Annotated in this window: 8 protein-coding genes and 1 pseudogene; 2 read left to right on the forward strand and 7 right to left on the reverse strand. The window is 70.3% G+C overall.

What is annotated here, in order from left to right; genetic code table 11:
* Window positions 1-398: 398 nt before the first annotated feature.
* A pseudogene (locus tag JF597_RS50960) lies at window positions 399-1,339 on the reverse strand (NADP-dependent oxidoreductase).
* 70 nt (window positions 1,340-1,409) lie between these two features.
* On the opposite strand from JF597_RS50960, the gene JF597_RS50965 reads away from it, so the two are divergent.
* Together JF597_RS50965 and JF597_RS50975 are read left to right on the forward strand one after the other, a co-directional pair.
* Complete coding sequence (locus JF597_RS50965; RefSeq protein WP_294013298.1) at window positions 1,410-2,327, forward strand: LysR family transcriptional regulator; 918 nt, start codon at window positions 1,410-1,412, stop codon at window positions 2,325-2,327.
* A 519-nt stretch (window positions 2,328-2,846) separates the two neighbouring features.
* Entirely contained in the window at window positions 2,847-3,362 is a 516-nt protein-coding gene (locus tag JF597_RS50975; protein WP_069761936.1) for a DUF2231 domain-containing protein, read from the forward strand.
* 233 nt (window positions 3,363-3,595) lie between these two features.
* On the opposite strand, the gene JF597_RS50980 is transcribed toward JF597_RS50975, so the two are convergent.
* The 6 genes from JF597_RS50980 to JF597_RS51005 form a co-directional block, all read right to left on the reverse strand.
* A complete protein-coding gene (locus tag JF597_RS50980; protein WP_294013303.1) occupies window positions 3,596-3,919 on the reverse strand; it encodes a hypothetical protein in 324 nt (107 codons plus the stop codon).
* A gap of 686 nt (window positions 3,920-4,605) precedes the next feature.
* Window positions 4,606-5,616 (reverse strand): cytochrome d ubiquinol oxidase subunit II, encoded by a 1,011-nt coding sequence (locus JF597_RS50985; RefSeq protein ID WP_294013315.1) that lies wholly within the window; start codon window positions 5,614-5,616, stop codon window positions 4,606-4,608.
* Between the two features lie 68 nt (window positions 5,617-5,684).
* Window positions 5,685-7,094 carry a cytochrome ubiquinol oxidase subunit I gene (locus tag JF597_RS50990; RefSeq protein ID WP_294013306.1) on the reverse strand — a complete coding sequence of 470 codons (1,410 nt, stop codon included), beginning with the start codon at window positions 7,092-7,094 and terminating at the stop codon, window positions 5,685-5,687.
* Window positions 7,095-7,669: 575 nt separating this feature from the next.
* Entirely contained in the window at window positions 7,670-7,963 is a 294-nt protein-coding gene (locus JF597_RS50995) for a DUF1330 domain-containing protein (RefSeq protein ID WP_294013308.1), read from the reverse strand.
* A gap of 33 nt (window positions 7,964-7,996) precedes the next feature.
* A complete protein-coding gene (locus JF597_RS51000) occupies window positions 7,997-9,430 on the reverse strand; it encodes an MFS transporter (RefSeq protein WP_294013310.1) in 1,434 nt (477 codons plus the stop codon).
* Window positions 9,427-9,789: a MarR family transcriptional regulator gene (locus tag JF597_RS51005; RefSeq protein WP_366916574.1), complete on the reverse strand. Its 363-nt coding sequence runs from the start codon at window positions 9,787-9,789 to the stop codon at window positions 9,427-9,429. Before JF597_RS51005 ends, JF597_RS51000 begins: the two co-directional genes overlap by 4 nt.
* Window positions 9,790-10,480: the final 691 nt, after the last annotated feature.

Here is a 10,480-nt window from a genome sequence, read left to right on the forward strand (position 1 = left end):
CGGCTACGCCGACTTCAACCTGGGATGGGACCAGTGGCTCGCGGGCAGCGCCTCCGGCGAGGGGACGACCGCCACCCTTTGACGCACGCCAGTGCCTGCAGTGCGAGCGGAACACGGTCCGGGTTCTGGACACGGCCCGCTGACCGCTCGCCTGCTACGGCCAGCACGTACCTGCATCACAGATCCTGTGCCGGAGCTCGGGATACGACGGCCACATACGCATGGTTCCGCGGGGGCGGGGTCAGCCTCCTGCTCCAGAGGAATCGCAGAACCGACCGTACTCGGCTGTGCCACGACGCATCCAGGCGCCCTCGACAACCCCCCACATGGTGGCGAGGCCTTCGCGCTCGCCCCGTCCAGACCCGGACGGCGGCCGCTCCGCGATACCGAGTTGGGTGTCAACCTACGGACGAGGCTTCCGTACGGTCTCGCACGATGATCTTGCCGGTGTTCTCGCCGCGCAGCATTCCCAGGAACGCGTCCACGATGTGCTCGAACCCGTCAAGCACCGTCTCGTCCAACGGGAGCCGGCGGCTCTGCAGATGCGGCACCGCGAACTCGTACAACGCCTCTTGCATGTCACGGTAGTTGCCGACCAAGAACCCCTCCATGCGGAGACTCTTCTCCACAATGTCGGCGTAGTTGAAGATCGCCGACGCCGTGCCGGGAGTGTTGTACTGGCTGATCGTGCCGACGCGCACGATGCGCCCGAACTCGCGGAGCACTCCCACCGCCGCGGCCAGCTGCTCGCCGCCGCGGGCCCGTCGTGGTAGTTGAACACGGCGTCGTAGCCCACCTCCCGCGTAAGGTGGCCGACCTTCGCTGCCGAGCCCGCGCTGCCCACGAGCCGTCCGGCGCCGAGCAGTCTGGCGAACCGGCCTGTCGCCGTGCCGACCCCGCCCGCCGCTGCCGACACGAACAGATCCTCGCCCTCCTGGAGCCGGGCGATGCGAGTGAGGCCCACATAGGCGGTCAGGCCGGTGCCGCCGAGGGTGCTCAAGTACGCGGTCAGGGGCACCCCTTCGAAGCGGGGCAGCCGTCGGATCTCCTCGGGCGTGACCGCTGCATGCGTGCGCCAACCCTGTCTGTGGAACACGAGCTCGCCCTCGGCCAGCCGAGGCGTGCGCGAGGCGATGACTCGGCCGATGGTGCGGCCCTCCAGCGGTGCGTCGAGCGCGAAGCCGCCGGGCACGTCGTCCATCATCTCGCGGTGATATGGGTCGACGGACCAGTAGAGGTTTTCCACGAGTGCGCTGCCGGCCGCGGGCTCGGGAAGCGTGGACTCGATGAAGGCGAAGTGGTCGGCGGTGGGAAAGCCGTGGGGACGGGAATGCGCCACCTGGGCAGCCGGTTGGGCTCATGCGACAGACCGTTCCATGAGCAGTTCTCATGTCTTGAGGTGGCGCCTCGTGGCCCGCACGACCAACTCCGATCTCGCCCCGCACGAACTGCGCGTATTGGTTGCGGTCGCGGACGCCGGCGGGTTCTCGGCCGCGGCCGAGACACTTGGTCTGACTCAGTCCGCGGTCTCTCACTCGGTGCGCGGCAGCGAGCGCAAGATCGGTACCGTGCTCTTCGATCGCGGCCGCTCCGGCGCCCGTCCGACCCGCGCCGGGGACAAGGCCGTGGCGCACGCCCGCCGCATCCTGCGCCTGCTGGACGTCCTGAACGCCGAGGCGCGCGGTGCGGCCCGGTCCGACGCGGCGGAGGGGCCGCTGCGGATCGCGGCCTTCCGCAGCGCGGCTCTCCACCTGCTGCCGCCGGTCCTTCAGCGGCTACGCGCCCAGCATCCCGGGATCGAGCCTCGGGTGCGGATCGTACGCGAGGTGGGACGCGGCACCGCGGGCGAAGCGGCCGACGGGAAAGCCGACATCGCCATCGCGACACTCGGCGGCTCCGTGCCGCTTACACCGGGTCTGGTGGCGAGCGGGCTCCTTGAAGAGCCGTATGTCCTGGTGCACCCGACGGGTCACACCGCCCCGCGCTCGCTGCCGCTGATCGACTGGGCCGAAAACTGTGGCTCGTACACCCGCGACTGGTGGAAAGCACAGGACTGGATCCCAAAGGCAACCGTCGAGGCCGAGGACGACGGGGCCGTACTTTCCTTGGTGAGCGGAGGTCATGGAATGGCGATCATGCCGGCGCTCTCCTTGGTCGGAGCAGCGAACTCGGTCGCGATCACTGATCTCGGCCTCGAGCGCCCGACACGCCAGGTCGGCTATGTCACCACCTCCGAACTGGCCGGATCCGCGGTCGTGCGCGCGTTGGTGAGGGAATTGCGGGCGACGGTCCCGCAGTGTGTGGACCTTCTCAACAGCGAGGCTTGAGCGCGGGTCCCCTGAAGAGTCCTCCAGCAGCTCCCGTCACGCCTGGCGGCGTGAAAATCGGTGGGCCTCGTCAAGAGCAACGACGCCGGCGTTTCGGGGTACGACCGGCGTCGGCGGGCATCGCCCCGGACCCGCCGGACGACGGCTCGCGTTCCGCGAGGCGCCAGCGGGTCCTTGTCGGCCCGCAGCAAGAACATGCCGTACGCGGTCATGGTGAGGGCGCCGAGCGCGGCCAGGCGCTGTTGGACGGTTTCCGAAGACAGGTCGAGGCGTCCCAGTGCCATGCCCGCCATCACGAACGACATCCACGTGAGTGAGCACCGGGCTGCAGCCGGTCCCGACTGCACGGACAGCCGGCCCCGCGGGGCGTACACAAGCCCAACTGCCGTGGCCGGCAGCCCCCTCACCGGTGGGAAAAGGCTGGTCGGCCTGGGAGCTCAGAGGAAGTTGAGAACTTCCTGTGCGAGGCTGGCGCGCCTTCGACACATCGTGTGTGACCAACCTGCTGGAGGAACTCCCATGGGCCTGATCAACGGCCTGCCCGCGCACGTCCTGCTCGTGCATTTCGTCGTCGTACTCGTTCCCCTGACCGCACTGGCACTCGTGGTCTGCGCGGTGTGGTCGAGCGCGGCGCAGCGCATGGGCATGGTGCTGCCGCTGCTGGCCCTGGTCACCCTCGTGAGCGTTCCGCTGGCCACGCAGGCCGGGGAGTGGCTGGAGGAACACGTCGACAGCAGCGCGCTGGTGCGTCGGCACGCCGACCTCGGCGACGGCCTGCTGCCCTGGGCAGGGGGTCTGTTCGTTCTGGCGGTCTTCGTCTGGTGGGCGGCCCGCCGCACCGCGTCCGGCTCCGAGACGGCGCGCGGCATACGCCGGTCCGCGGCACCGGTGCGTATCGCGGTTGCCGTTCTGTCGCTCGTCGTATCCGTGGGAGCCGCCGTGGACGTCTACCGCATCGGTGATTCGGGGGCGAAGGCCGCGTGGCACGACGGCTACTCCAAGGCGGCCTCAGGCGCCGACGGGGACGAGCACTGACCTGCATCACCGAACACGAGTGCCTGTCACACAGGACCGTCGTCGGCGTGGAGGGCCAGGCGGGGCAGGCGGCGGTGCCCGGCGGGTGTGGGTGGTGGAGATGGGCAGGGACGGTTCGGTCCCTGAGGATGGGGCAACCCCATTCGTCGGGGCCGACCGACCTGGGAGCAGTGCGCTGGACAGCCCCCGGGCCGTGCAGGCGATGCAGTCGATGGGCAGGGGCTTGGCGGGGGTCATCGCCGGTTCTCCGGGGGTTCGGGGGACGGCACAGGGGTCCGGCGCTGCCGGTGGACGGCGGCGCAGACGCCGCGGGTGAGGTGCTGGTCGATGTCGTCGGCGAAGTCACGCGGCGCAGAGGCAGTCGGGCGGGCAGCGCCGTCGGGATGACGGCAAGCACCGCGGTCCGGCTGCAGAGCGGTGCAGCCGGGACGGCAGGCCCCGGTCGGCGCATCCGGCCCCGGCGCGGTGAAGTCCTCGGGCACGGCGGGCAGTCCGAAGTGCCGGCGACCGCGCTGGTGGGCACCGTAGGCCGCCAGATGGGCGAGTATCCCGGCCATCTAGCTGAGCCCACAGGACGAGCTCGGGAATGCGACGAGCATGCTCGGACCGGTGTAGCGGCCGAGGGAGCCAGGTCATGCCGGGTGAGAGGTATGTGCATGCCTTCCGCCGGGAGCCAGGTGCCGGCGAACCCACCGAGCAGGACCGCCCGCTGAGCATCTGTGGGCCCTCCGGCACGGCCGACGTTCGTGGCGAGCGGCGTGCCAAGATGTCTGCACATGGCTGGTTGAGCGAGGGAGTCCCTCTCCGACTTGGGGCGCGTCCAAGGCGTCGCCGTCGAGACGGCCGAGCAGCCGCCCGACCGTGGTGGGATGCGGCACCGTGACCGTCCTGCTGAACGGGTCGATGCTGATGCCGAGGGCCAGGAGGACCGAGCAGGGTGCGTCCGCGATCCACTCGGTGACCGCGGTCAGGGATCTCGCGCCGGCCGACACGCTCGCCGCCGCAGCCGCCACGATCGCGATCGCGCTCAGCCTTGAACGAGTCTGTGAGCCGAGAAGAGAGTCCGGCTCGCAGCCTGCCGCTGCACCGCCCGCGCCCCATCAACGCCCCCGACAGCCTTCGGAATCCCCTGGCCAACCGGACGAATCGACTACACCCAAAGACCCTGGGCGGGGAGCTCGGCTCCAGAAGCCGCGGGTGCGTTTTCTCTGCTCGGCAGTCCCTTTGACACGGGCCCATGAGTTTACTGGGAGGACTGCTGGTCGGCCGTTTGTCGTTGGAAGGTGGCGTACAGCATCCACAGCGAGGGCACGAGCACCAGCGCTCCCGCCCCGAGCGCGATGAGGATCGCCGACAGCACGGAGGAGTTCGCCGCGGACGCGGTGACCGTGGTGCTGCCGACCAAGAGGGCCGGGTACTGGGCCGTGCCCCACGCCCACAGGATCGCGGCGACCGCCAATGCTGCGGCGGCGCGGGCGGAGACAAAGCGCCGTCGGGCCAGCAGGCCGAGGCCGGCGAGACCGGCCACCGCGCTGGTGATCACGAGTGGGAGTGCGCGGTGGGTCAGTCCGTGGAACAGTTCGGGGGCGTCCGCGTGCAGTACCGCGATGCCTGCGAGGGCGACGACGCCCGCCACCAGGCCGCTGGCCACCGCGTCGCGTGTGAACGCGGCGGCCAGTTCGGGCCGCCCTTCGCGGTTCGCGTCGGCGCACAGGTACACCGCTGCCAGATGTGCGCAGGTCACCACGGCCAGTACGCCGCCCAGCAGCGAGGTCGGGTTGAGCCAGCTGGTGAGCACGTCTCCTTCGGCGAGCCCGGGCGGCACGCGGCCGGAGGCGACACCGCCCGCCACCGTTCCGAGAAAGAACGGTGTGAGCAGCGAGGACAACGCGAAACACGCGCCGAACAGCCGCTGCTGCCACAGTTCGGTACTCGCTTTGCGGAAGGCGAAGGCGGCGCCCCGAGCGATGATGCCCAACGCGGCCAGGGTCAGCGGGATGTACAGGGTGGACATCACCGCCGCGAAGACGGGTGAGAAGGCCGACCACAGCATCACGATCACGAAGATCAGCCACACGTGGTTGGCCTCCCAGACCGGTCCGATGCTGTGTTCGATAAGGGTGCGCCGGGCCCTGCCGCGGTCGGTGCCGCCGGCCAGCAGGTCCCAGACCCCGGCACCGAAGTCGGCTCCTCCGAACAAGGCGTAGCAGGTCAGACCCAGCCACATCACGGCGAGCGCCGCGTCAGCGAGCACGGTCACCTCCAAGGGTCGTACAACGGGCAAGGGTCGTACAACGGGCGTTCAACAGGTCACGGGGATCGTCACACGACGGGATAGGCGGTGACGTCCTCCTCCTGTGGTGCCTGCGGCACCGGGGTGCCGCGGGCGAGGCGTCGCAGGACGTAGACAGTGGCGACCGTCATCGCGGCGTACACGGCCAGGACCAGCCAGAGTCCGGTCATGAGGCCGGGAGCGGGATTGACCGCCTCGCGCACGCTCATCACGCCCCAGACGATCCAGGGCTGCCGGCCGAGCTCCGTGACGGTCCAGCCGCACTCGAGGGCCACCACCGCGGCCGGGCCGGCGACCGCGCTGAACGCCAGGAAGAGGCGGGGAGTGGACAGCTCGCCCCCGGTGCGGCGGCTGCGCCACCACGCCCACAGCAGCCACACGCCCAGAGCGAGCAGGAAGAAGCCGACGGCGACCATGAGGTCGAAGGCCCAGTGCACTCCGGTGACCGGCGGTCGCTGGGCGGGCGGTACCCGGTCCAGGCCCTCGACGACCGTGCCCGGGCGGTAACCGACCAGCAGTGAGAGCCCGTTGGGGATTTCCAGGCCGTACTTGAGCCCGTTGCCGTCCGAAACGCCGCCGAGGGTCAGCGGAACATGCGAGCCGGTGCGGTAGACGCCCTCGATGGCCGCGAGCTTCGTCGGCTGGTAGTCGGCCAGGAAACGGGCTGCCCAGTCGCCCGCGACGATCTGGAACGGTGTCACGATCGCGCCCAGCGTGAACGGGATGAAGAACCCCGCCCGGTGGTAGGTGTCGCGGCGCCCGCGCAGCAGGGCCACGGCATACACCGCGGCGGTCAGGAACGACGCGACCATGAAGGCGGCGAGGATCATGTGCAGCGTCTGTGGCGGGCTGGCCGGATTCAGCATCGCCGCCCATGGATCGACGTCGACGACCTTGCCGTCGCGCAGGGTGAAGCCGCGCGGCTGGTTCATCCAGGCGTTCGCGCAGACGACGAAGAACGCCGACGCGGTGCCTGCGATCACGATGGGCAGGCCGGTCAGCAGATGGCGGCGGGGTGGCATCCGGTCCCACGCGTACAGATAGATGCCGAGGAAGATCGCCTCGAGGAAGAAGGCGATGCCCTCCAGCGCGAACGGCAGCCCGATCACCTGACCGAACCTTCCCATCAGGCCGGGCCACAGCAACCCCATCTCGAAGCTGAGGATCGTGCCGGACACGGCACCCACAGCGAACAGCACCCCCATGGCGCGCGCCCACCGGCGGGCCAGCAGACGGATCGCCGGGTTGCCGGTGCGGATGCCGTACCACTCGGCCAGCAACGTCAGCGCCGGGAGCCCGACTCCCAGACACGCCACGATGATGTGCCAGGCCAGGGAGAAACCCATCTGCGCACGCGCCGCAGCGAGATCGCCCTCCGACACCCGGTCGGCCGCGTATCCGGCGAGCACCCACGGGCCGGTGAGCAAAGTCTGCTTCATGACACCCGGTGGTACCCGGATCGGCGGATACGAACCGGTATCACCGCAAGAGCAACCCGAAGGCATCACCGGCGCCGGGACACACGCCGGGCAGTGTCGCGGAGCGGGAGCCCGCGGGAAGGATGCCCTGGGGGCTTCCGCTGACGTCTTGCCGTCCGGTCGACGACGCTGGGTTGCGGCCGGGTGCGCGCGCGAAGGGACGCGTCGGCGGGTATCCGGCGACGCGTGAGACGTCGCCCGCGACGTCTCCGGCTGATGGCGACATCCCGCACGCCGGCACCGGGCGCGCCCCGGCCTCCTCCCCCGCCGACGCCCCCCGCCTGGCGTCACCACCACTCTGACGGCGGCCCGACGCGGAGGCCCGGCCGGTGCGTAACCCGGCTGAGCGCGCCCCGATCCCAGGGGCGTGCCCGCCGTCCATCCCGCCCCTCCCGTATCCTCAACTCCAGTCAGGGAGATGGGCAAAGGCGGCCGCAACGGGGATGTCAGCAGCCCGACAACGCAAAAGCTCGGTGTGACGTGCGGGGTCGGAGTCGGCTGCAGAGTCCTTCAGTGAAGATGCGTCTGGACCTCGGTCAGTCGATGCCTTCGACGATGCGGAAGTCGCGCTCGACGCCGTCGGAGAGCGCGACGAGCGCCTCCTGGTAGGCCACGCTCTCGCGTGCCGCGACGGCCTGCTCGAAGCTGTCGAACTCGACCAGGACGGTGCGCTCGACGATTCCGGCGTCATACGCCACAACCCGACCGCCACGGACGAAGGTCCGACCGCCCCCGACCTTGACGGCCGCAGCGGCCAACTTGTTGTAGGCAGCCAGCTTCTCAGGGTCTGAAATGGTGCGGTAGACGCTGACCCAGTAGCCCTTGGGCATGGAACCTCCAGTGTTGGGATGAGTGCATCTGGCTTACGGGTTGGTCTCGGACGAGCGTCGGCGGGCGACAGCGAGGCTTGTCAGCGTTGTGATCGCCATGGCGCCGATGCCGACCAGCGCTGCGGTGGTGTAGGCGCTGTCGTCGGGGAAGAGGTGGCCGGGGCCGGTGCCCGCGGCGAGTATCAGGCCGCCGATGGCGCTGCCCAGGGAGTACCCGACGCTGCGGACGACGTAGTTGAAGCTCATGGCGCTCGACGTCTCGCTCTTGGGGGTGACGGCCAGGATGACGCCGGGCATCGCGGCCGAGAAGCCGCCGACGCCGAAGCCGAGCACGCCCATCGCCGCGAACAGTTCGGCCAGGTCCGACCGGGCCGCCGCGAACAGGGCGAACCCGCCTCCGACCACGACAGCGCTACCGGCCAGGAGCAGGGGGTCGGCGATCCGCGTCCGGACCCGCGGCGCCAACTTGCCGGCGACGAACCCCAGCACCGAGAACGGGATGAGGACCAGTCCGGCCACGAAGGTCGTCAGCCCGAAGCCGTAGCCGGCGCCGTGCGGTGTCTGCGCGTACCGGGTGACGAGCGTGAGCAGGAGGTACATGCCGATCCCGCCGACGAACATGGCGAGGTTCGCGCCGGCGACCGCCGGGTGCCGCACCGCCCGCACATCGACCAGGGGCGTCGTGCTGCGCAGCTCGATGACGGCCCAGACGCAGAGCAGCACCACCGCGACGACGACGAGGGCCGCCGCCACGGCGAGGTACCGGCTCCACAGATTCCGTTCGCCGGCGAGGAACAGCACCAGGAGCAGCGCAGCGGCCAGGACGACCGCGCCTGCCACGTCGACGTGGGCGGAGCGGCCTTCGGGGGCTTCGGGCATGGAGCGCCAGGCGGTCAGGAGGGCGGCGGCGGTGACTACCAGGCCGAGACCGTAGGCGGCCCGTACCCCGCCGAACTCGGCGAGCAGTGCGGCCAGCGGGTAGCCGACGCCGGCCCCGATGATCGAGACCACCGAGATCAGGGCGATCACGGCCGCGCTGCGCTCCTCGGGGAGGTGGTCCCGGGCCACGCCCATCATCAGCGCCGTCAGCCCGAGCCCGACGCCCTGGGCCGCCCTGCCGGCCAGCAGCCACGCGAACGGCAGCGGCAGCACGGTGAGCGCGCTGCCGGCGACGACGACCGCCAGCGTGGCGAGGATCGTGGCCCGCCGGTGCGGGCCGGCTCCGAGCCGGCCCAGGACCGGCGTGGCGACGGCGCCGCTGAGCAGCGCGACGGTCAGCGTCCACTGCGCGCTGCCGAGCGAGACGTGGAACGAGGTCGCCACGCTGGTGATGAGCGGCGTCCCGAGGCTGGCGACCGCCGCCACGACCAGAGCGATGAACATCAGGGCAGGGACCAGCAGCCGCGCCTCGGAACGCGCCACCGGGAACGCCTCCACCGCGGCCCCGCCGACCGGCTGCCCGGTCACTGCTTCGGCCTTTCGCGGTCCTGACTTTCGAGGTCTGCCAGATGCTGCAGCGCCGGAAGGGCCGCCACCAGCGCCTCGACCTCGTCGCCGGTGAGCTCGCCGATCAACCGCTCGAACGCGTGGACGCCCGCCTGGCGCCGCGTCCGGACGTAGGAGGCGCCGGCCTCGGTCAGGCACACCAGCGTGACCCGCTTGTCGGACGCGTCGCCCCGCCGCTCGACCAGGCCGGACTCCTCCATGACCCGGACCAGGGTGGTCATCGCGGGCTGGGTGACGCCCTCGACGGCGGCCAGATCGGTGATGCGCCGCGGGCCGGTCCGGTCCAGGGTGGCCAGGGTGGCGGCGGACGTCAGGCTCATGTCCCGGGGCAGTCGTCTCGCGGCCCTGGTGGCCAGGCCGTAGAGGGCTGCCCCGATGGCGGCGGACGCGCCGCGAGCGGTGTCTGGACGACTCATACTCAAAGCATAGCGTCTTTATATTCACAGTTTATGTAAATGGCGGATCTACTTCGTCGGCGCGCTGGTTCTTGGCTTCCCGAACTTCTCCAGGAGTTGGCTCACAAGGTGGTCCAGGTCGGCGGCGGAGGAGCCCCTGGACCTTCTCGGGCATTCGACATCGAGAGTTCTCAGCGCGGTTGTCACGGCTTGGGCGAGTGCGCCGCAGGGTGGCCGAGACGCACGGCCGACGGCCGAGGCTTTGGCGGTCGGGCTCGTTCGAGCCGGGCATCCGGCAGGGGCCAGTCCGGCGACCACGGCGAGGGCAGTCAGACGCCGCCTGACGCATTCTCACTTATTGCAGCAGTACGGGACATAATCCCGCTAAAAGATCTTCAGGCTGCAATCCAACAAGACGACATATCGATGCCTGTCGGGCGGACCGCAGCTCACACCAGGGTGACGTGCATGCGCCCCTGGGCCAGGACGTCGAGGACCTCACCGAACAGGTCGTAGGGCCGGCCGTCCGGTGTCAGGGCCTGGGACAGGTGCTCGCGTGCTGTCGCGGCTTCACGCCAGAGCAGGGTTGCGGGGGCGGTGTAGCCGAAGGTGCCGC

Origin of the sequence: Streptomyces sp., from assembly GCF_019510245.1 — a bacterium.
In the GTDB taxonomy this organism is placed as follows: Bacteria; Actinomycetota; Actinomycetes; order Streptomycetales; family Streptomycetaceae; genus Streptomyces.

Coding starts and splice junctions, on each gene's coding strand:
- JF597_RS50990 (WP_294013306.1), bottom strand. CDS start 7,094: ATGAAGCAGACTTTGCTCACCGGCCCGTGGGTGCTCGCCGGATACGCG.
- JF597_RS51005 (WP_366916574.1), bottom strand. CDS start 9,789: ATGAGCCTGACGTCCGCCGCCACCCTGGCCACCCTGGACCGGACCGGC.
- JF597_RS50980 (WP_294013303.1), bottom strand. CDS start 3,919: ATGGCCGGGATACTCGCCCATCTGGCGGCCTACGGTGCCCACCAGCGC.
- JF597_RS50975 (WP_069761936.1), top strand. CDS start 2,847: ATGGGCCTGATCAACGGCCTGCCCGCGCACGTCCTGCTCGTGCATTTC.
- JF597_RS50995 (WP_294013308.1), bottom strand. CDS start 7,963: ATGCCCAAGGGCTACTGGGTCAGCGTCTACCGCACCATTTCAGACCCT.